This window comes from Dyella monticola, from assembly GCF_003363155.1.
In the GTDB taxonomy this organism is placed as follows: domain Bacteria; phylum Pseudomonadota; class Gammaproteobacteria; order Xanthomonadales; family Rhodanobacteraceae; genus Dyella_B; species Dyella_B monticola.
Genome location: NZ_QRBE01000011.1, coordinates 131767 through 152392, shown reverse-complemented (window position 1 = coordinate 152392; position 20626 = coordinate 131767). Strand labels below are relative to the sequence as shown.

The 20626-nt window shown below is 61.5% G+C and carries 21 protein-coding genes; 14 read left to right on the top strand and 7 right to left on the bottom strand.

The genetic code is table 11. The features are described 5' to 3' along the window. The first annotated feature begins 76 nt into the window (after window positions 1-76). Window positions 77-412 carry a DUF2845 domain-containing protein gene (locus tag DWU98_RS16870; RefSeq protein WP_115496729.1) on the top strand — a complete coding sequence of 112 codons (336 nt, stop codon included), beginning with the start codon at window positions 77-79 and terminating at the stop codon, window positions 410-412. A gap of 107 nt (window positions 413-519) precedes the next feature. After that, window positions 520-912, top strand: coding sequence for a DUF427 domain-containing protein (locus DWU98_RS16865; protein ID WP_115496728.1), 393 nt, complete (start codon window positions 520-522; stop codon window positions 910-912). A 96-nt stretch (window positions 913-1008) separates the two neighbouring features. On the opposite strand, the gene DWU98_RS16860 is transcribed toward DWU98_RS16865, so the two are convergent. Further along, on the bottom strand, window positions 1009-1629 hold the full coding sequence (locus DWU98_RS16860) for a CGNR zinc finger domain-containing protein (RefSeq protein ID WP_115496727.1): 621 nt from the start codon (window positions 1627-1629) through the stop codon (window positions 1009-1011). Window positions 1630-1785: 156 nt separating this feature from the next. On the opposite strand from DWU98_RS16860, the gene DWU98_RS16855 reads away from it, so the two are divergent. From DWU98_RS16855 to DWU98_RS16845, 3 genes are all read left to right on the top strand, one after another. Further along, complete coding sequence (locus DWU98_RS16855) at window positions 1786-2478, top strand: alpha/beta hydrolase (protein WP_115496726.1); 693 nt, start codon at window positions 1786-1788, stop codon at window positions 2476-2478. Between the two features lie 71 nt (window positions 2479-2549). Continuing rightward, a complete protein-coding gene (locus tag DWU98_RS16850; protein WP_115496725.1) occupies window positions 2550-3404 on the top strand; it encodes an alpha/beta fold hydrolase in 855 nt (284 codons plus the stop codon). Window positions 3405-3433: 29 nt separating this feature from the next. Further along, a complete protein-coding gene (locus DWU98_RS16845) occupies window positions 3434-4204 on the top strand; it encodes an SDR family oxidoreductase (RefSeq protein WP_115496724.1) in 771 nt (256 codons plus the stop codon). A gap of 52 nt (window positions 4205-4256) precedes the next feature. On the opposite strand, the gene DWU98_RS16840 is transcribed toward DWU98_RS16845, so the two are convergent. Then, entirely contained in the window at window positions 4257-4577 is a 321-nt protein-coding gene (locus DWU98_RS16840; RefSeq protein ID WP_115496723.1) for a hypothetical protein, read from the bottom strand. 209 nt (window positions 4578-4786) lie between these two features. Next, window positions 4787-5764, bottom strand: coding sequence for an SDR family NAD(P)-dependent oxidoreductase (locus DWU98_RS16835; protein ID WP_115496722.1), 978 nt, complete (start codon window positions 5762-5764; stop codon window positions 4787-4789). Between the two features lie 145 nt (window positions 5765-5909). Between DWU98_RS16835 and DWU98_RS16830 the strand changes: the two genes are divergently transcribed. Then, window positions 5910-6545 (top strand): TetR/AcrR family transcriptional regulator, encoded by a 636-nt coding sequence (locus tag DWU98_RS16830; RefSeq protein WP_230474888.1) that lies wholly within the window; start codon window positions 5910-5912, stop codon window positions 6543-6545. Between the two features lie 26 nt (window positions 6546-6571). Here DWU98_RS16830 and DWU98_RS16825 read toward each other — a convergent pair whose 3' ends face one another. After that, a complete protein-coding gene (locus tag DWU98_RS16825) occupies window positions 6572-7477 on the bottom strand; it encodes a LysR family transcriptional regulator (protein ID WP_115496720.1) in 906 nt (301 codons plus the stop codon). A gap of 247 nt (window positions 7478-7724) precedes the next feature. Between DWU98_RS16825 and DWU98_RS16820 the strand changes: the two genes are divergently transcribed. The 5 genes from DWU98_RS16820 (at window position 7725) to DWU98_RS16800 (ending at window position 13500) form a co-directional block, all read left to right on the top strand. Next, the gene (locus DWU98_RS16820; protein WP_115496719.1) at window positions 7725-9782 is read left to right on the top strand and encodes an FUSC family protein; all 2058 of its coding nucleotides are present in this window, start codon (window positions 7725-7727) and stop codon (window positions 9780-9782) included. After that, on the top strand, window positions 9775-9990 hold the full coding sequence (locus DWU98_RS16815; protein WP_115496718.1) for a DUF1656 domain-containing protein: 216 nt from the start codon (window positions 9775-9777) through the stop codon (window positions 9988-9990). The genes DWU98_RS16820 and DWU98_RS16815 overlap by 8 nt, the downstream gene beginning before the upstream one ends. A 22-nt stretch (window positions 9991-10012) precedes the next feature. After that, window positions 10013-10891 (top strand): efflux RND transporter periplasmic adaptor subunit, encoded by an 879-nt coding sequence (locus DWU98_RS16810; protein WP_115496762.1) that lies wholly within the window; start codon window positions 10013-10015, stop codon window positions 10889-10891. Further along, entirely contained in the window at window positions 10885-12294 is a 1410-nt protein-coding gene (locus DWU98_RS16805; protein WP_115496717.1) for an efflux transporter outer membrane subunit, read from the top strand. The genes DWU98_RS16810 and DWU98_RS16805 overlap by 7 nt, the downstream gene beginning before the upstream one ends. Before the next feature lie 288 nt (window positions 12295-12582). Continuing rightward, a complete protein-coding gene (locus DWU98_RS16800; protein ID WP_147293354.1) occupies window positions 12583-13500 on the top strand; it encodes a DUF5996 family protein in 918 nt (305 codons plus the stop codon). Between the two features lie 33 nt (window positions 13501-13533). Here the strand turns inward: DWU98_RS16800 and DWU98_RS16795 are convergent, their stop codons facing one another. Genes DWU98_RS16795 through DWU98_RS21760 form a run of 3 tightly spaced genes read right to left on the bottom strand, consistent with a single transcriptional unit; the run spans window position 13534 to window position 14846 of the window. Beyond that, window positions 13534-14178, bottom strand: a complete 645-nt coding sequence (locus DWU98_RS16795; RefSeq protein ID WP_115496715.1) for a glutathione S-transferase N-terminal domain-containing protein — start codon at window positions 14176-14178, stop codon at window positions 13534-13536. Beyond that, window positions 14175-14477: a LysR family transcriptional regulator gene (locus DWU98_RS16790; RefSeq protein ID WP_115496714.1), complete on the bottom strand. Its 303-nt coding sequence runs from the start codon at window positions 14475-14477 to the stop codon at window positions 14175-14177. Before DWU98_RS16790 ends, DWU98_RS16795 begins: the two co-directional genes overlap by 4 nt. Before the next feature lie 18 nt (window positions 14478-14495). Next, window positions 14496-14846: a hypothetical protein gene (locus DWU98_RS21760; RefSeq protein ID WP_147293353.1), complete on the bottom strand. Its 351-nt coding sequence runs from the start codon at window positions 14844-14846 to the stop codon at window positions 14496-14498. Between the two features lie 238 nt (window positions 14847-15084). On the opposite strand from DWU98_RS21760, the gene DWU98_RS16785 reads away from it, so the two are divergent. The 3 genes from DWU98_RS16785 to DWU98_RS16775 are packed head-to-tail and all read left to right on the top strand — an operon-like array spanning window position 15085 to window position 20527. After that, a complete protein-coding gene (locus DWU98_RS16785; protein WP_230474887.1) occupies window positions 15085-16416 on the top strand; it encodes a TolC family protein in 1332 nt (443 codons plus the stop codon). Beyond that, window positions 16413-17486, top strand: a complete 1074-nt coding sequence (locus tag DWU98_RS16780) for an efflux RND transporter periplasmic adaptor subunit (RefSeq protein WP_230474886.1) — start codon at window positions 16413-16415, stop codon at window positions 17484-17486. Before DWU98_RS16785 ends, DWU98_RS16780 begins: the two co-directional genes overlap by 4 nt. After that, window positions 17483-20527: an efflux RND transporter permease subunit gene (locus DWU98_RS16775; protein ID WP_115496712.1), complete on the top strand. Its 3045-nt coding sequence runs from the start codon at window positions 17483-17485 to the stop codon at window positions 20525-20527. Before DWU98_RS16780 ends, DWU98_RS16775 begins: the two co-directional genes overlap by 4 nt. Window positions 20528-20626 lie beyond the last annotated feature (99 nt).

The following is a 20626-nucleotide window of genomic DNA, read 5'->3' as shown; positions in this document are numbered from 1 at the left end:
CCGAGCACACCGCTTTGTTACCGTGTAATCGTCATAGGGCGCATAGACCGTCAACCAGACGAGGAGGCTCACAGCCATGCGTACCCATTCATTATTTGGCCTTACTTCACTGCCACGAACATCCACGGCAGGCTTTCTGATCTTCGCCCTGATGCTTGTCAGCACTACTTTGTACGCGGCAACGACATTGCGCGTCGGTAATAAAGTGCTGTCGGTTGGCGACAGTGCGGTGCGGGTACAGCAAGTAATGGGCAACCCCGCCGTGCGCGCTTTTACGAGCCCGCAAACCGGCCGCATGCCAACGAATCAACTGGCGGCGGGTGAGCAATGGCAATACGCGCAGGATGGAAAGACCATCGTCATAACCATTATCGGCGGGAGGGTATCCAACATAGAAACACTTTATGAGTAGTTCGTCAGGCGTGCCACCTCACGAAACCATTACATCTTAAGATGCACTTGGATACCGGCCCATGCGCCCATATGGCTTGGTTGAATCCATCGTGAGGAGACACGACCATGACACCGTCCTCGTCAGCCGCTGCGCGTCCCGTCAGGCAACCAGGCCCGGATCATCCCATCAGCATTACGCGCAATAGCAGCCATATCGTGGTGAGAGCCGGTGGACGCGTGGTCGCCGACACGCGACATGCGCTCACGCTGCAAGAGGCCAACTATCCGCCCGTCCACTACATTCCACGTGCCGATGCCGATATGTCGTTGCTGGAACGCACGGACCATGCGACCTACTGCCCGTACAAAGGCGATTGCTCCTATTACAGCATTCCCTCAGCGGGCGAGCGCGCAAAGAACGCCGTGTGGACCTATGAACATCCGCACGACGCGATGATCGAGATCAAAGACTACTTAGCCTTTTATCCGGATCGTGTCGATGCGATCGACATAGATTGATCGCTTCGCGGAATTCCTAGGTATCTGCCGCACGCGCCGCATCGGGGCGCGACCAATGCATCGCTCAACGCGCGATTGAGACTGGTTGCCATCGCATCAATGGCCGGCCATCCGCTTTCGATGCGCCGCCTGCTTTGCGCGGTTGCCGCATAGCGACATGCTGCACCACTTGCGGGCGTGTCCGCGCGTGTGGTCGGCGAACAGCAAAGTGCAGGCGGGTCCTTCGCACGCTTTCACAAACGAGAAGTCTTCCTGGGTGATCACCTGCGCGAGTGATTCGGCAATCGGGAGCAACAACGCCTCCGGCGAATTCCAGCGCCGCATGCGCACCAGGCGCAGCGTGGGCGGCTCCTCGGCGTTGTCAGCGACGATTTCGCTGTAACCCTCATCGCGCTTCAACAGCTGATTGAGCGGACCGAGCTCGCTCAGATCCGCAGCGTGCAGCGGATGTCCCATGCGTGCGCGCACAAAGCCACGAAACCATTCCCTGAGCGTGCGTGCCTGATCGGCAAGGCGATCGATTTCGCCCGGGAGGGCGTGCGTACGGATGGAACGGATCGTGTCGTCCGGTACCAGCTGCGCCTGCTGAAGCCAGCTCAGCAGGCCTTCGCCGTCGTCGAGCCAATCGACAGGCGTATCCACGGGAGTGGCCACCGAATTGAGGAAATCCAATCCGGGCGAGTCGGCCAGGAAGAGGGCGGGAACGGGCTGGGTCATGATTTATCTCCTTCGTTCAAAGTAACCTCCTAAAAGGCAGTTGACAAGTTACTATGGCCACACTAACCTCCTTAGCAACATTAAGGCGGTTACGGCTTCGCACAAGCGTCGCCCGCGAACCGATACACCATCCAAATCGCATGGGAGAGCGCTTCAATGACGACGCACACCGCAACCGCAGTCCTGGTACACGGCGCATGGGCGGACGAGGCGAGCTGGGACAAGGTCGTCCGTCTGCTCCATGCCAGGGGCATTAAGACAGTTACGCCGCGCTTGCCGCTTTCATCGCTGGCTGACGATACGGCCACCCTGAACAGGGCGCTGGAGCCGATCGAAGGACCCATCGTGCTGGTGGGGCATGCCTATGCGGGCGCGGTGATCGCCACGGTCCAAAGCCCGAAGGTGAAAGCATTGGTGTACGTCACCGCACTGGCGCCTGATCAGGGCGAAACGGTGGCCGATGTGTTTTACCGCAACGAGCACGACGACAAGGCGCCGAAACTGGCGCCGGACGCCGATGGCTGGATCTGGTTGCCGACCGAAGCGTTTGGCATCGCCTTCGCGCAACACGCCACCCATGCAGAGCAGCAGGCGCTAGCCGCTGCGCAACTGCCGATTTCACCTGCCTGCATCACGGTTGCCGTAGAACAACCGCTGTGGAAGAGCCTGCCCGCTTGGTATCTGGTGGCCGAGCACGATCATATGATTCCCGAGAAAACACAGCGCTTCATGGCCGAGCGTATGCACGCACACATCAGCGCGTATCCGATGGATCACCTGCCAAGTGTGACCGCGCCCGAGCGCGTCGAAGCCATCATCGTCGAGGCCATTGAGCACAGCAAAGCGTGAGCAGGTGGCGTAAGCCCGCCTGCGATGAAACGCGATTCCATCCTTTATCTCTTCCAACAGGAGAACGTGTCATGAGCGCCATTCACTACCGTCATGCCGACGTCGACGGCTTCAACATCTTCTACCGCCAGGCAGGTTCGCCTGACAAACCCAAGTTGCTGCTGTTGCATGGTTTTCCGACGTCCAGTCACATGTTCCGCGATTTGATTCCGCTCCTGAGCGATCACTTCCATATCGTGGCACCCGATCTGCCGGGGTTCGGCCTGTCGGACATGCCAGCGCGCGATGCGTTCACGTACACGTTCGACAACCTCGCCAACATCATCGACCGTTTCACCGAAGTGGTGGGTTTCGACCGTTTTATCGTCTACGTTTTCGACTACGGTGCGCCGACCGGTTTTCGTCTCGCCGTAAAGCATCCGGAACGCATCGCGGGCATCGTTTCCCAAAACGGTAACGCGTACGTGGAAGGATTGAGCGATGGCTGGGACCCGATTCGCACCTATTGGCAAAACCCGGTGGAGAAAAACCGCGAGGCGTTGCGTCAGTTCTTGGCGCCGCAAACCACGCGCTGGCAATATACGCACGGCGTGTCGGATGAATCGCTGATCTCGCCCGACGGCATCGCGCTGGACAACTATTACCTTGCGCGCAAGGGTGCGGACGACGTGCAGTTGGATCTGTTTCTCAGCTATCAGAGCAACGTTGCGCTTTACCCCGCTTTCCAGGCGTATTTCCGTACCCATCAGCCGCGCTTCCTGGCGATCTGGGGCAAGCACGATCCGTTCTTTCTGCCGCCGGGTGCCGAAGCTTTCAAGCGTGATATGCCCGATGCGCGGGTGCAGTTCCTGGAGACCGGACATTTCGCCGTGGAAACCCATGCCAAGGACATTGCCCAAGCCATCCGCGAGCATTTCGCGGCCTGAAACCCTTTCAATCGAACGCGGAGACGCTCATGTCTAATGCAACGGCGATAGTGACCGGCGCAAGCCAAGGTATCGGGAAAGCCACGGCGATTCGCTTGGCCAAGGATTTCGGCGCGCTGGTGTTGGTAGCAAGAAACCGTGAGCATCTGACGGAAACGGCACAGGAGGTTGAGGCCCAGGGCGCGAAGGCGCTGATTCTGGACCTGGACCTGGCGGACAAAGCCGCGGCAAAAACCGTCGTGGAGAAGACGCTTGCAACGTTTGGCCGCATCGACGCGCTCGTCAATATCGCCGGCGCCGTGCCGCAGATCGATCTGTTCGAGATGACCGATGAGCAGTGGGACAACGGCATGGCGTTGAAGCTGCATGGCGCGCGGCGCTTGACCATCGAAGCGTGGCCGGCGCTCAAAGCAGCCAATGGCTCGGTGGTGTTTACGTCAGGCAACTCGGCGATCTTCCCCAAGGCACCTTACGCCGCCGTCGGCACCATCAACGCGGCGATCGCAGCGCTCGCCAAAGCCTTTTCCGATCGCGGCATTACTGACGGCGTGCAGGTCAACAGTGTGCTGCCGGGCCCGGTGATGACCGGTCGCCGTCGCTCGTATCTGGAGCATTGGGCGCCGTTGCATAACATGAGTGTCGCCGAAGCGACTGAGCACTTTCCGCGCGAAGCCGGCATTGCCCGTTACGGCAAACCTGAGGAAATCGCCGAGTTAATGGCGTTTCTGGTTTCACCCGGCGCACGCTGGATGACGGGCGCCACGCTGCGCATGGATGGTGGCGAGGTGAAATCGGTCTAGCGCAGGACGATCAGTTGGGTTTGGCTGCGCTCGCCATCTTTCACAAAAAAAGCTACGTCAGGCTGACCGCCAATGCAAACGTAATCGACCAGAGCATCAATTGAATGGCCAGCGTGGGCAGCATGCGAGAAACATGGTGCCGCCGCGACAGCACAAACCAGAACATGATCGGCACCTGTCCAAACATGAGCATGATGGCGATGTGATCGGCGGTGCCTTCATCATGATGTGGTGCATGCAGACCTTGCTTGCAAAGCTCGACAGCGACCATCAGCAGCACCACGAGAGACATGATGATCGGCATGGCGCCATCCCATTGCCACAGGGGTGCATCGCCACCGGGATGTGTGCTGGAAGGTGGTTTGGCAGGCATGGACGTGTCCTCTGGCCGACGCGAGAAGACACTGCCGGTTATTTGTGGCAAAGCGATGGCAACACTGGTCAGAACCCGATTACGTTCCATCGCGCTGCCGATTTGATCTGGCGTGTCGCTGCGTTGATGACTGCGTAGGCTGCACGAGCTTGCCCGCCCGGAGCTGCGTTTGCCATGCGATTGGGGGCGGGTGTGCCGAGGTCAATCACTCAAAACGTTTCGCCCACCATGGCTTCGCTCTTGGCCCAAAGCGCCTTGGCGCGTCCCGCATCGAGCGCATAAGGGCGAACGCCTTCGCTCACCGCGACAAGTTCAGGGTTGGTGACGACTTCGCCGACATGACAATCTTCGCAGTATGTGCCGCCGACGTCGTTTGCATCGGCGACCACCGCCGCCCACACCGAGGTCGCCGCACCTTGCGGTACCGACTTCATCCTGAAGGGTGGCTTGCCCGCAGCCTTGTGCAGCTCGTTGATCTCCTCGATGCGTTGTTGCAGCAACGCGTCGTCGGGATAGATATGACGCCCCAGCTCGGTCCTGATGCCGCCCGGATGCACAGCGGCGGCACGCACGCCGCGGTGTTTATGGCGTCGGTCGAATTCCACGGCGAACAGGATATTGGCGGTCTTGGAGCGGCCGTAGGCGACGAACTCCGCATACTCGGTATGCTCGAAATTGGGATCGTCCAGATTCACATCCGCATAGCGATGCCCGGTCGAGGTGAGGTTTATCAATCGGCCGCCGTCCTGGATGAGCGATGCAATGCGATTGACGAACACGAAATGGCCCAGGTGATTGGTGCCAAATTGTGTTTCGAAACCGTCCTCGGTCAGGCCGAACGGGCAGGCCATGACGCCGGCATTGGCGATCACCGCATCCAGGTGCTCGCCGCGCGCCAGCAGCCGATCGGCGCAGCGGCGCACACTGGCCAGGGAGGCCAGATCCAGCTCGATCAGCTCCAGACCGCCTTGCCCGCGAGTATCGGCGCGCACGCTTTCTGTCGCGGTTTGGGCTTTGACCAGATCGCGCGCCGCGCCAATCACATGCGCGCCACGGGCGGCCAACGCCCGGGCCGTTTCCACACCCAGGCCGGCCGAAACACCCGTTACCAGAATGCGTTTGCCGCTGAGGTCGATGCCGGCCAGCACCTCGTCCGTCGTGGATGTCGCTCCGAATGGCTTGTTCATAAACGCCTCGCTGTACGTCAAAAATCGCAGGGAAAAAGTCGTCGCCGATGCCCTTGGGGGCTCAGCGTTCGCTATGATGGCGACTAACCGGAGGTTAGCTCCGTTTAGTTATATGGAGGCATCCTCCGTTTTACAAGGGGTACCCGTGGCCACTGCGAAAAAAAAGTCGACCGCGCCGCGCAAGCCGCGCGCGGACGCCGAACGCAATCGTCTCCATCTGACGGATGTGGCGAAAAAGGCGTTCGCCGAACGCGGCGCCGATGTCACGTTGGACGAAATTGCCAAGCGTGCAGGTGTGGGCATCGGCACCTTGTACCGGCACTTCCCCACGCGCGATGCGATGCTTCAGGCGGTCTATCGCCACGAAGTGGAACAACTCGCCGGCGCTGCCGATGCCCTGCTGGAGAGGATGAAGCCACTCGATGCGCTGCGCGCGTGGCTGCGCCTGTTCGTCGATTACCTCGGCACGAAAAAAATCATTCTGCCGGTGCTCAACGCGGCCACGAGCGACAACTCGGCGCTGTTCGACTATTCCGCGACGCAGATCAGAGCGGCGGCCGAGCGCCTGATCACCCGCGCCATCGAGCACGGCGACGTGCACCAAGACGTCCGCCCGATGGACCTGCTCTACGCCGTGTTCGGATTTTCCACCAGCAACGACCCCGCCGATTGGATGCCGCGCGCGTATCGGCTCATCGATATCCTGATTGCCGGACTTGCGAGTGCGGATGGCCCTGAGGGAACTTCAAAACGCGGAAAGGGTGCGCGCGGCGCTGCCTGATCCGGCGGTGATGGCCGCCAGCAACGTCACCGCGTCCGTTTGCGCGCCTTCGATCGCTGCTTGGTCGATTGGTTGTCCGACGCGATCCGTGCAGCCACTTCACGCAGGCCGACACGGATGCGCTCCATGACGCCTTTATCGGCCTTGGCCGAGTGCACGGCGTATGCCGAGTAGGAAAATTCGGGGCTGTCCGGCACCAGGCTAAGGCGTCCGTCGTCCAGATAGCGGCGCACGAAGCCTTTGCGGAAATAGCCGCTGCCACCCATGGCGAGGATGTAGTCGAGCGCCAGTGGCCCGTAGCTGATCGACACCACCGGATTGGGATGATCGGGAAAAGCCGCCTGATAGCCGGCGGCGAACGCATCGCCCCAGTCGATGCGCACGTGATCTTCCGCTCGTTCCGGATGTTTGCGGTGAGTCGGCTTGGTGCTGACCATCACCAATTTTTCTTCGAACAGGAGTTCGGCGATGACGCCTGGACGCTGGGGCGCCGCGTAGACGATCGCGACGTCCAGCAGACCGGCTTGCACGCGGTCCACCAAGCGGTCGGCGTCATCGATCTGCGCGCTCACGGCGAATTCGGGGCATGCCTGGCGGACCCAGAAAAGCCAATCGCGCAGCAAGGGATCCCACAGACTGAGTTCGGCGCCGACCGTTACCACCATCTCGCGTCCGGGCGGCAGCGCGACGGCCTTACGCGCGCGCTCCCATACCTGGACCATGGTGGTGGCGAAGCGCAGGAATTGTTCGCCGGCCGCAGTCAGCCGTGCGCCGGCTTTGTTGCGCACGAACAAAGGGCGATCCAGCTGCTCTTCCAATACGCGGATTCGGGCACTGACGGCCGTCTGCGTCAGATTGAGGTTGGTCGCAGCGCTGATAAAACTGCCGGTCTTGACGATTTCCAGGAACGTGCGTGCAGCGTTGATGTCCATCCAGCAAAATTTTGTTATTGAACGACCGCACAATTCTAATATTTTTGTGAGCTCCGCTACATGCTCAGGCGGCATATGGACAGGCGTGGCGCGCGCTTAAGCGCAGTTTTATTGCTGATATCCAGCAATATTTTGATCTCAGCTTTGCTCCGTTTATGAGGCAGAATGCACGCGCCCACCGCGCCAGCGCTCTCCCCACTTTTGCGGTGGCGACGGTTTGTCCTCGCGTTTTCGTTTTGCCCATCCCATGTCCACTACCGTCCAGTCGGCACCCCTGCCGTGGTCTTTGCTGCTGTTCGAACCGCAGAAACTGCTGTTTTCGCTGAGCAGTTTCATTGCCGCCGCGATCACGCTGACCATCGCCTTCGAGTTCAGTCTGCCGCGTCCGTGGTGGGCCCTGCTCACTGTCTACGTGACGGCGCAGCCGATGGCCGGCGCGTTTCGACCGAAGGTGCTCTACCGCCTGGGCGGCATCCTGACCGGTGCGCTGGTTTCCATTCTGGTGGTGCCCAATTTGCAGCACGCGCCGGAACTGCTGGTGCTGTGCATGGCCGCCTGGACCGGCGTATGCATTTATCTTGCCGTGCTGGATCGGACACCACGCGCCTTCTTGTTCCAGATGGCGGCATTCAGCTCGGCAGTGATCAGCTTTCCCTATCTGGATGATCCGGCCGATGTTTTCACCACCACCATTTCCCGCGTGGAAGAGATGGCGGTGGCGATCGTCAGTGTCACGCTCGTGCACAGCTTGCTCCAACCGTGGAGTGCGAGGCCGATCATTCATGGCCGCGCCAGCGCGTTTCTCGCGCATGCGTCGCGTTGGACACGCGAGGCGCTCGGTCAGCGTCACACGCGTCTTGAATACGAGCACCGGCGCATGTTGGCCGCGGATGTCGCCGAGCTCGGCATGATGGCCATCCATCTGCCGACCACCGCCGGCCGCCGCACGGTGCTGGGCGTGCAGAAACAGTTGGCCACCGTACTGCCGTTGGCGTCGGCGGCGGCCAATCGTCTGGACATGCTCAGCGCGCTGGCGCCGCTCGATGCGCAACTGGCGCGCTTGGTCGAAGACACGCGCGCCTGGCTGGCCACGCCGGCACCGCTGCAGTTCACGACCGGCCCCGAGCTGGCGATGCGCTGCCGTGCGCTGGCCGAGCGCGCCGAACAGTCGCTGTCATGGCGCACTCTGCTGCGCGCGAGCCTGTGTGTGCGCATGGCCGAATTCATCGAAGCGCAGGTCGAGGCGTGCCGGCTGGCGCAACAACTCGATGGCGCACCGCAGTCGCAAGAGAAGAGGGAACCCACGCACGAGCGCGACAGATCGTTTCCGCTGGCGCGCGACCACGGCCTGGCGATGTTGGCCGGTTTGGCAACGGCGACGGCCATCATGCTGTATTGCGCGGTGTGGATCCTGCTGGCGTGGCCCAGCGGTTCGGCCACGGCGGCCTTTGCGGCGCTGATCACCTGCTCCTTCGCCATGCAGGACGACCCGGCGCCGGTGCTTGGCCGTTACCTCGGCGCAACCCTGCTGACCTTTCCGCTCGCCGCGTTCTATCTGTTTGCCGTGCTGCCGCGCGTCGACGGTTGCGCCATGTTGATCGTGACTCTGGCGCCGGCGCTGCTGGCGATCGGTTATATCCAGGCCACGCCGTCGTTGTCGGCGCGAGCACTGCCGATGTTTTCGTGCCTGATCGTTGCACTGGGTTTCCTCGATCGCTTCATCGCCGACTTCGCGACCTTCATCAATGTCGGTCTCGCGCAGGTCGGCGGCATCATTGCGACGATCGCCGTCGCCAAGTTGTTTCGCTCGGTCAGCGTGAGATGGACGGCCAAACGCATGCTCCGCGACAACTGGAGCGAGATCGGCCAGATGGCTTCGACCGCACGCCCCTTCCGGCCCGTGCACTGGACCGGCAAGGCGGTGGATCGCCTCGGCCAGATCGCTGCGCGCATGGCCGTGGCCGAAGGCAGCGACGCGCTGCATGCGGCCGATGGATTGGCCGATTTGCGCATCGGGCGCAACGTGATTGCGATCCGGCGCGCGTTGCCGACCTTGTCCGGGCCGATCCAGGTTTCGCTGCGCGAGGTCTTGGAAGGTATCGCGGCGCTGTTCCAAGCGCGCGGGCGCAAAGGCGAACTGCTGCCGCCTCCCTCGTCCTTGCTCGCGAGCATCGACATGGCCATTGCCACCCTATGCGTCCGCGCTCACGGCGCGTCTGCGCATCCAGCCTTGCTCGCGCTGGTCGGCATGCGCTGCAACCTGTTTCCCACCGCAGCGGTTCCAAGGATGGTCTGCGATGCTTGAAGAGCTGCATGTATGGGGCGTGTATCTACCTGCCGCACTGGCGTGGGCGGTGCTCGCCGGCATCCTCGCGCACCTGCTGCGCGGCTTGTGGCAGCGCGTGTCGTGGTCCGCTGCACTCGGGCATGCGGGTGTATGGGAGCTCACCCTGTTCGCGCTGTTGTGGTGGGGCATGACCACCTTTGCCGACGGCTATTTTCACTATGGATAAGGCCTTGCTAAAAATCTGGAGCATGAAAATTCTGCGTGCGCTGTGCACGCTACTGGCGATTGCCTTGCTGCTGCTTGCGGTGCGTGCGCTGTGGATTCGCTATCAAGTGGAGCCAGTCACGCGCGATGGCAAAGTCCTTGCCGATATCGTGCCGATTGCGCCCGATGTCGCCGGGCTGATCACCGACGTGCGCGTGCATGACAACCAGATGGTGCGCCAGGGCCAGGTGTTGCTGGTGATCGACCCGTCGCGCTACACGCTGGCGCTGCAACAGGCGCAGGCGAGCCTTGGCAGTCAACGCGCCGCGCTCGGCGAAGCCATGCGCGAAGATCGGCGCAACCGCTCGATGGCCAATGTCGTGGCCAGCGAAGTGATCGAACAGGGACAGACCAAGGTCGAGCAACTGCGCATGGCGGTGGCGCAAGCGGTGGCGGCGCGCGATCTGGCGCAGCTCAATCTGGATCGCACCCAGGTCAAGGCGCCGGTAAGCGGCGAGGTCACCAATGTCACCTTGCAGCCCGGCATCTATCTTACGGTGGGCAAGCCGGCCCTCGCGCTGGTGGATACGCCCTCGTTGCGCGTGGAAGGCTATTTCGAAGAGACCAAGCTGCAGCGCATCCATGTGGGCGACCGCGTCAGCGTTCACTTGATGGGTGTGCCCGGCGAGATTCGCGGTCACGTCGATAGCATTGCGTCGGCGATCGAGGATCGCGAACGTAGCGGCGACATGTCCAAGCCCGCCGACGTCAATCCCGCCTTCACCTGGGTGAGACTGGCGCAGCGCATACCGGTGCGCATCGCGATCGATGACGTGCCCAAGGGCACTCGCCTGGTTCCAGGCCAGACCGCCACGGTGGTCGTGCACTCACCCGATAAGTCGCCGGGCCTGCTGCCATGGTGAGACCGCGCATTGTTCTGGCAGCGTTGGCCTGTGCTGCCTTGATCGGCTGTGCCGAAGTCGGGCCCGACTATCGCGTGCCGGCGCAGGCTGCGGTGAACGCGCCGGCAGCTCAAGGCGACTTTGTCTCCGGCTCCGCGGTAACCCGCACGATGGTATTGCCGGACACATGGTGGAAGCTGTACGACGATCCCGTATTGGATCGCCTTATCGCGCAAACCCTGGCAGCGAATACGCACTTGCGTTTTGCCGAGGCCAATCTCGAACACAGCGATGCATTGCTTGCCGACGCCGATTCGCAACGGTTCGCCGGCAGCGTGGATGCGGCCACGGCCTGGACGCATCCTTCCGAAGAAGCGGTGCTCAAACGTGTCGGTGTAACGCCTTACCAGAACTACAACGGCGGCGTGTCGGTCAGCTACGACCTGGACTTGTTCGGCGCCATTCGCCGTGGCGTGGAAGCGGCCCGTGACGACGACGAAGCCGCGGCAGCGGCGCGCGATCTGGTGCGCATCAATGTCGTTGCGCAAACCGTGCTCGCGTACGCCGATGCCTGCAACGCGGGGCACGAGATTGCACTGGCGCAAAAGCGCATCGGCATCGAGCAAGACGATGCGCAGATGACGGAACTGCTGGTGTCACACGGACGCGCATCGCCGCTGGATGGCACGCGGCAGCAAGATGCACTGGCGACCATCAAGGCACAGTTGCCACCGTTGCAGGCGGCGCAACGCAATGCCTTGTTCCGTCTGGCCACACTCGCCGGACAGCCACCGGCGAACTTCGATCGCACGCTGCTCGCCTGCAACACACCGTTGCATCTCGAGCAACCGCTTCCGACCGGTGACGGCCGCGACCTGCTCAGGCGCCGTCCGGATGTGCGCGCGGCCGAACGGCGTCTGGCCGCGGCAACGGCCCGCATCGGCATGGCCACCGCCGCGCTGTATCCGGATATCAAATTCGGTGCTTCCGTGGGATCGACCGGTAAAGCGGTCGATGCATTGACGGGGTACACCAATCGTTTCGCCATCGGGCCGCTGGTGACTTGGAATCTGAATCGCAACGCGGTGCGCGCGCGTATCGAACAGGCCAATGCGCAAAGCTATGCGAGCCTGGCGGCGTTCGATGGCACGGTACTCAATGCGCTGCGCGAGGTGGAGACGTCGCTCACTACCTATGCGGCGGACCTTGACCGGCAGCTGCAATGGCAAGCCGCCCGCGACAGCGCCGCGCACCGCGCCGAGCAGGCCGAAGAACTGCAGCGGGGCGGCCGCATCGACCGCATGGCAAGGCTGGCTGCCGAACGGGATCGCTGGACCGCCGAACAGGCAATCGCCGTTGGACAATCCACCCTCAATCGCGACCAGATCACCATCTTCCTCGCGCTGGGAGGCGGTTGGCAGTAAAACGCAGTGTGCGATCGGTCGCGGTCGAGGGGGCATCGACGATCATGCAGGCCGCGCCGCACGTGCGTCGCTATCAGCAGATCGGGTGGTATCCCAATGAGCGAGCCTTCAGGCGCGACCTGCAAAGCGCTTAGGCGTGTGTGCGAAGTTCAAGACCTGGCAAGCGCTAGGAAGGTCGCCGTAAAGTAGCATCGTTGCGCATCGGGTAAATCGCGCCTGGTGCTGTGGCAGGCGATTTTAGCCGTGGACTTTCAATTGGCCTTACACCCTTTCGACGAGGATGCTGTCATGCCAATTTCACGCAATCTCTTTTCCGACCCGTGGCCGCCGCTTGCCTATCCGGACTTTGCGGCCACGCAATATCTGCTCCAGATGAGCCTGCAAGCGCTTGGCAAGTTAAAGCTGAAAGAGGCCTTTCAGCCGCAATGGTCCGGGGTGCTTCTGTGGATCAGCGCGCAAGGCCTTACCACCGGTCCCATCGCGTATGCCGGCGGTGCTTATGAAGTTCGTGTCGACCTGATCGCACACGAGGTGGAATGCGTCACCAGTGCGGGTTTCTCGAAGCGCTTCGGGCTGGCATCGATGTCGGTCGCGGCGTTCGTGGAGTCGCTTTTTGATCTGCTCCGCGCCGGTGGCGTCAATGTGTCGATCAATCAGAACCCGCAAGAGGTATCCCATCCCATTCCTTTTAATGAGGACAAAGCGCGACGCGACTACGCGCCGACATTGGCCAACCATTGGTGGCGAATCCTGCTGAGCACGCAACGCGTGTTGCACGTCTTTCAAGGACGATTCTGCGGTAAAACGCAGCCGATTGGCCTGATGTGGGGGACGCTGGACATCCGCAGTGCGCTCTATAACGGCAAGTCCGCCTCGCCCGGCGCCAACGCCGACTACATCCGGCGTAATGCGATGAATGCGGAGCTCATCGAAATGGGCTGGTGGTCGGGCACCGCGGATTATCCCAGGGCCGCGTTTTATTCCTTCACGCATCCGCAACCTGCGGCAATCGAAAACGCGCCGATCAGGCCCGCAAAGGCGCAATGGAGCGCGACCATGAGGGAGTTCGTGTTTGATTATGACGACCTGCGTAAGTCGAAAGACCCTGATGGTGATCTGCTGTCGTTTTTCCAGTCCACCTATGCAGCGGGTGCGGCATGTGCGGGTTGGGATCCAAATCTCATGGGGACGGGACGGCCTGATTAGCCTGTTTTGGTGACAGACGCATCCACCCGTTCATCAAGATTTAGCTGATGCTGGCGTCTCAAGAACATTCATCCCCTTGATGACGCTGGGGCGCTCGCCAAGTTTCGTCATCCATCGGTCCATCGCGGGACGTCTGGCGCGCGCGTCGCCAAGCAAGGTCCGATTGCTGGCGATCGCGGCAACGACCCAGGGATAGATGGCTATATCGGCAATGCTGTAGTCATCGCTGCCGGCGTAGGCGGATTGCGACAGGCGCTGTTCCAGTACATCGAGAAGGCGGTTGGATTCGGTGAGATATCGATTCACGGCGAGTGGGATGTGCTCCTTGGCGCGGTTCGCGAAAAACCCCAGTTGCCCGAACATCGGGCCCACGCCACCTATTTGCCAATTCAGCCACTGCAGCGTGGTGTAGCGCGCTGCGCCGGCGGTGGGCAGCAATCTTCCCGTTTTGTCCGCCAGGTATTGAAGAATGGCGCCGCTCTCGAACAGCGTCATGTTGTTTTCCTGGTCAACGATGGCCGGGATCTTGCTGTTGGGCGAGAGCGCCACGAAGTTCGGCAGAAACTGCTCGTCGCGGCCGATATCCACCGGATGCACCACGTAGTCCACGTGCATTTCTTCCAGCGCGATGGCGGGCTTTCGCCCGTTGGGTGTTTTCCAGGTGTAGAGATCGATCATGGTGTCATCGGCGAACCGCTATGACTGGCGGCGTCATCGTAGTTACTGCTATGCCGTGCATAAATCGAGTGTAGGCACTCCTCGAAATAGGTGCGGCCGACGTCGGTCAGACGGATGTGCCGTGTGATTCGAGCGAACAGGCGAACGCCCATGCGTTCCTCCAGGCGCGCTACCGAACGGCTGACCGCCGCGGGCGTCACGCCGGCTGCCGTGGCCGCCGCGGTGAAACTGCCGGGCTCGCCGGCCAGGTAAAAGAGTTCGATGCTCCCAAGCAGCACATCGTCAAATTGGTGCCGCATGATTCGTTACGCCACGTATCAACTGAAGTGCATTGAAGCATATTTATCGCGCCAGAACGCAGGAATACAGTCTGCATCCAGTTCGTGATGTGCGCTGATGGCGAATGAGGTTTCGTCCGCCAGCGGGCGGGATTGCGCGATGCCGGCGCGTTTGACGTGTGGTGTGTCGCCCCCATCGCTCACTTCATTGAAAGACCGTGTCGATGGCTTCTGCGAATACAGACTCGTTGAATGATCGAACGGCCAGTCTATAGCCACCCGTTTAAGCCCAGGCAAACGAATCGTTTCATCCCCGTTAGCTCCGCTCACCAACGGGATAAAGCGGGCAGATGAGGTAATTTCGGGTAACCCCGCCATCGAGTCGGCCATCGCACCGGTGCTTCGTGCGGATGCGCGCAACGTTTGCGCGGAGTGGGTCGACGAGGGCGGAAAGCCAGGAAGTGTCCAACATCCAATTGTCACAAAGTAAATACTAAGCAAAGGCCGCTAGCCTTGCCTGGGCATCAGGCACAAGGCCGGAGGCATTTGGGTGCGGTTGTTGATGGTTGAGTCACATGAAAAAGCAATACGCGTTTCGCGTGTGGCGCGGGCAGCTTTTTTAGCAGGCGTGTTGGCGCTGGCCAGCTGCGCGACGTATTCCCCGTTACCGCTGGGCGACGGTGAGGGCATCAAGGATGTCGCACATCTCACGGTAAATGTTGCTGAAATGCCTCTGCCCGTATTGCGCACTCATGCATTCGATCCTGCTCATGGCCTGGACGTGACGGATGTGGCCATGCTCGCCGTCGCCAACAATCCGGATTTGCGTCTCTTGCGCGATCAGCTGGGTATAGCGCGTGCTCAGGCATTTCAGGCGGGGCTGTTGCCAGACCCGCAAATTTCCATCAACCAGGAATACCTCGATCACGTCGTACCCGGGTACACCACCTCGTACGCCTATGGCATCAGCGAAGACATTACCAGCCTGTTGTTGCGCTCTACGCGCAAAGCCGCCGCCCATAGCCAAGCCGATCAGGTCAATCTGCAATTGCTGTGGAGCGAGTGGCAGACGATTGCCCAAGCGCGAATCGCGTTCGATCTAGTGGTGTCCTTGCGCGCGCAGCAGCAGCAGCTTGCGGGTGAGCAAGCGGCACTGGCTCCCATCGATGCCTATGTGCGCAAGGCACTCACGGACGGCAATTTGACTCACGATACCGCCAGCCCCGCCATCAACGCCTATGCGGACGCCAGCAAGCGGTTGTCCGATTGCACGCTGCAATTGCATCAGGCCGAGCACGATCTGCGCCTGTTGCTCGGCCTTGCGCCGAGCGCTCCGCTCGATCTGATCGGTAAGCCCTTTGACGCATCGCCCTCGGCCGAACAGGTGCAGACCGCACTGGCCGACCTGCCACGAAGACGCCCGGATCTGCTGGCCCTGCAGGCCGGTTACGAGGCACAGCAAGCCACCTTGCGTGGTGCGATCCGTGCACAGTTTCCGGCACTGACCTTTGGCGTCGATCGTCAGAGCGACAACAGCGGCGTGTTGTCTCATGGCATCAATATCGGCATCACGCTGCCCGTGTTCGACCGCAATCGCGGTGCTATCCGCATCGAAACCGCCACGAGGCAACAGCTCAAGGATGACTACGAAGGTCGCGTGCTCACCACGCGCAACGATATTGCACAGCTGACGGCCGACCTGAAAACGCTGAACGGGCAACGCGAGCAATTGCAGCTGCACTGTGCGCGGTTGGATGAGGCTCGGCGTGCTGCACAGGCAGCGTGGCAAAAAGGGCTGCTCGACTGGCCAACGTATCTGTCCATTCGTGCCAATGCACTGAGTGCCGACATGGATTACATCGCTGTGCGCGATCAGCAGTCGCAGCAAGCGATCGCGCTGGAAGCGCTGCTGGGCGATACCGACTTACAACCGTCTTCCTCATCTTCGCCCAAATCATGAAGCGACTTTTCCTTACGCTTGCCGCGCTGACGGCGATACTTATGTTGCTTGGTGGTTGCAAGGGCGGCGACGCTGCGGATGGCGATGACGCCGACGTAGCGGGCCAGGTACTGGTAACGACCACCGTGCCGGTGAGCCAGACCTTCCACGACACCATGGATGCATGGGGCAATGCGGTTGCCGACCCTCATCACGCCAGTGTGATGAGCCTCGGGCATGGTGGCCTGGTCACGGCGCTGAACGTGATCGCCGGGGAACACGTGCATGGCGGCGAGGCGATGTTACGTGTCGCGCCTGATCCTGCCGCACGCAATGCTTATCGACAGGCACAGAGCACCCTGGCTTTGGCGAGTGGTGAATTGAAACGCACCGAGCAGATGGTGACGCAGCATCTGGCGACACAATCACAGCTCGCTGCTGCGCACAAGGCGCTGGACGATGCGCAGGCGGGGCTTGACGCGCAGCGCGCGCTCGGCGGCGGGGTTGCCGAAGAGATCGTCAGCGCACCGGCCGACGGTATGGTGACTGCGCTCAACGTCAATCTCGGCGACCGCTTCCAGGCCGGTGCGCCGCTGTTGTCAGTCGCGCCCGCGCAGGGGTTGATCGCACGACTCGGCGTGCAGCCGGACGAAGTGCTGCGCCTGAAGCCGGGCATGCCCGCACAAGTGCAAGCGGCGTTCGGTGCGGCGAGCGGGCTGAAAGGGCAGGTCAGCATGGTCGGTCAATCGGTCGATACCCAGACACATCTGGTGCCGGTGCAAGTGACCTTGCCATCTGAAGCAAGTGCCACGCTGGTAGCCGGTGCCGCCGTGCGCGCGACCATCGATACGCTGGGTTACACGGCGTGGGCTCTTCCACGCAATGCGGTGCTGCAAGACGATCAGGGCGCCTACGTGTTCGCCGTGGAGCACGACAAGGCCAAGCGCATCAACGTCGCCTTGAAGCATCCCCAGGGCGATACCGTCGGTGTGCAAGGGCCGTTGGATGCCAAGACACGCATCATCGTATCGGGCAACTACGAGTTGAACGATGGCGACGCCGTGCGCGAACAACAGGGTTCACCCAAGTGAGCATCGCCGCATGGATGCAACGCCATCGGCGCTCGTTGTTCTTCCTGGTGCTGATGTTGGCGATCGGTGGTATCGCCAGCGCGGTGTACATGCCGGTCGCGCTGTTTCCAAACGTGGCGTTCCCCCGCGTGCAACTTTCGCTCGATGCGGGCGATCGCCCTGCGGACCAGATGGCGATCGAGGTCACGACGCCGATTGAGGATGCCTTGCGACGTGTGCCGGGCGTACGTGATGTGCGTTCGACCACCAGCCGTGGCAGCGCCGACATTGCGGTGACCTTCGACTGGGGCACGGACATGAGTCGCGCCTTGAGCGACGTGAATGGAGCCGCCAGCCAAGTGCTGCCCGAATTGCCGGCGGGCACGCTACTTACTAGTCGGCGCATGGACCCCACGGCATTTCCAATGCTGGCCTATAGCCTGCGTTCCCACACGGTGTCGCCGAGCGCGCTTTACGACATCGCGCAGTACCAATTGCGCCCGCTGCTCAGCAGTGTGCAAGGCGTTGCGCATGTAAGCGTGCAGGGTGGCGAGGTGGCGGAGTTCCACGCGGATGTGGATCCGGAGAAGTTGCGCGCGCTGGATCTCAGCCTGCCCGACGTTGCGACCGCCGTCACCCGCGCGGCGACCATCCAGGCGATGGGTCACGTCTCCGATCACTACAAGTTATATCTGCTGCTCGCCGACAATCAGCCCGGCACCGTAGCCGCCTTGCGCGACATCGTCGTACGTGCGGATAACCATGGCATCGTACGCCTGGGCGACATTGCGGACGTTACGCTCAGTCACGTCCCGCAATGGATTCGTGTTACGGCCGATGGCCAGGATGCGGTGTTGCTGCAGATCTTCCAGCAGGCCGACGGCAACAGCGTGCAGATCGCGCGCGACGTGAAGCAGCGCTTGCACGATTACGCGCCGCAAATGCCGACGGGCGTCCAGATCGCCAACTGGTACGACCAGTCGCAACTGGTGACCGGCGCGGCGGCCAGCGTGCGCGATGCCATTCTGATCGGCATCGCTCTGGCCGGCGTGGTGCTGTTCGTTTTTCTACGCAATACGCGGGTGATTTTCGTCGCCATGCTCGTGGTGCCGGCTGTCCTGACCATCACGGTGCTGCTGCTGCGCATGCTCGGGATGAGCTTCAACATGATGACCTTGGGTGGCATGGCCGCTGCGGTGGGTCTGATCATCGATGACGTGATCGTCATGCTCGAGCACATCATGCGACGCCTGCGCGATACCTCGGGCGAGGTGCGCGAACGCATTGCGCACGCCGCCTGGGAATTCACACGGCCACTCAGCGGTTCCAGCGCTGCCACGGTGGTGATCTTCCTGCCCTTGGCGTTTCTCACCGGGATTACTGGCGCGTTCTTCAAAGCCTTGTCGCTCACCATGGCCAGCGCGCTGGTCATCTCGTATCTGCTGACATGGATTGTCGTGCCGTTGCTGTCGGAGCAATGGCTCGACCGCAAACACATCGCCGATCACGCGCCAAGTCGCGCGTCGCAGCGACTCATCCATGCTTATGAAAAGGTCTTGCAGCGCTGGCTGAAACGTCCGCTCTGGGTGCTTGTGCTGGTGTTGCCACTGCTTGGTTTGGGCGCGCTGGCCTACAGCCGCGTGGGCACCGGTTTCATGCCCGCCATGGACGAGGGCGGCTTTACCCTGGATTACGTCTCCAAACCTGGCACATCGCTCGAAGAAACCGGGCGCCTTCTCAATCAGGTCGAGAGCATCATCCGCGCCAATCCCTATGTGGATACCTATTCCCGCCGTACCGGGTTGCAGTTGGGCGATTGGTTGACGGAAGCGAACACGGGCGACATTTTCGTTCGCCTCAAACAGGGGTCGCGTCCGTCGACCGACACGGTGATGAATGGCATTCGCACGCAGGTCGAGGAAAACGTGCCGGGTCTGGACGTCGACGTGGCGCAGCTGATGGAAGACATGATCGGCGACCTGATCGCCGTGCCCGAACCCATCGAAATCCAGCTTTATAGCGACAATGCCAACGAACTCAACGACACCGCCGCACGTGTCGCCGACGCGCTGGGCAAGATCAAGGGCGTGAACGGTGTGCTCAATGGCATCAATCCCGCGGGCGACGCGCTGACCATGACGGTGGACCCGGCCAAGGCTGCGCTAGAGGGTCTTGATCCACAGGCTGTCACCGATCAGGTCGCGGCCGCGATCGATGGCACGGTTGCGGCCCAATTGCCCGCTGCAGGCAAAGTGGTGGGTGTGCGAGTGCGTTTGCCGGTCACGGCTTATCGCCATCTGGAACAGGTGTCGGCGTTGTCCATCCGCGCAGCGGATGGCCATCTGTTCCCGCTGTCGCAGATCGCCACGTTGCACGTCGTGCAGGGCCAGCCGGAAATCACGCGCAACAATCTCAAGCGCATGGTGGCGGTCACCGGGCGTATCGCTGGGCGGAGCATGGGCGCGACGGTGGCGGACGTCAAAACCATGCTGGCCGAACCGGGCTTGTTGCCCCGGGGCATGTATTACCAGTTGGGCGGTTTGTATCAGCAGCAGCAGGAAGCCTTTCGTGGCCTCACCATCGTGCTGCTCGCCGCCATCGCGCTGGTGTTCACGTTACTGTTGTTCTTGTACGAGAGCTTCCGTGTTGCCGCATCGATCCTGGTCATGCCCATGCTGGCCATTGGCGCGGTATTTGTCGGCTTGTGGGTCACCGGTATCGAGCTCAACATTTCCGCCATGATGGGCATGACGATGATCGTCGGCATCGTCACCGAAGTGGCGATTTTCTATTTCTCGGAAGTGGAAAATGTCGCCTCCGAAGTGCCGTTGCATGAAGCGCTGCTTGCAGCGGCTCAGCACCGGACTCGCCCGATCTTGATGTCCACGCTGGCGGCCATTTTGACCTTGCTTCCGCTGGCCTTGGCCTTGGGTGCAGGCTCCCAGATGCAGCAACCGCTCGCGGTCGCGATCATTGCGGGGATGCTGGTGCAGGTGCCGCTGGTCCTGCTGGTGATGCCCGTGCTCTACGCTGCCCTGAAGGGGCGCACCGCGCGAACGTAGCTTCGCGTTCGTCTTGAACTCGATCGGTGCTGGTTGGTTTCTGTCGCAAGCCACAGCATTGAAATGAGATAGCCCGCATCGTACCGTCCCCGCGTCACT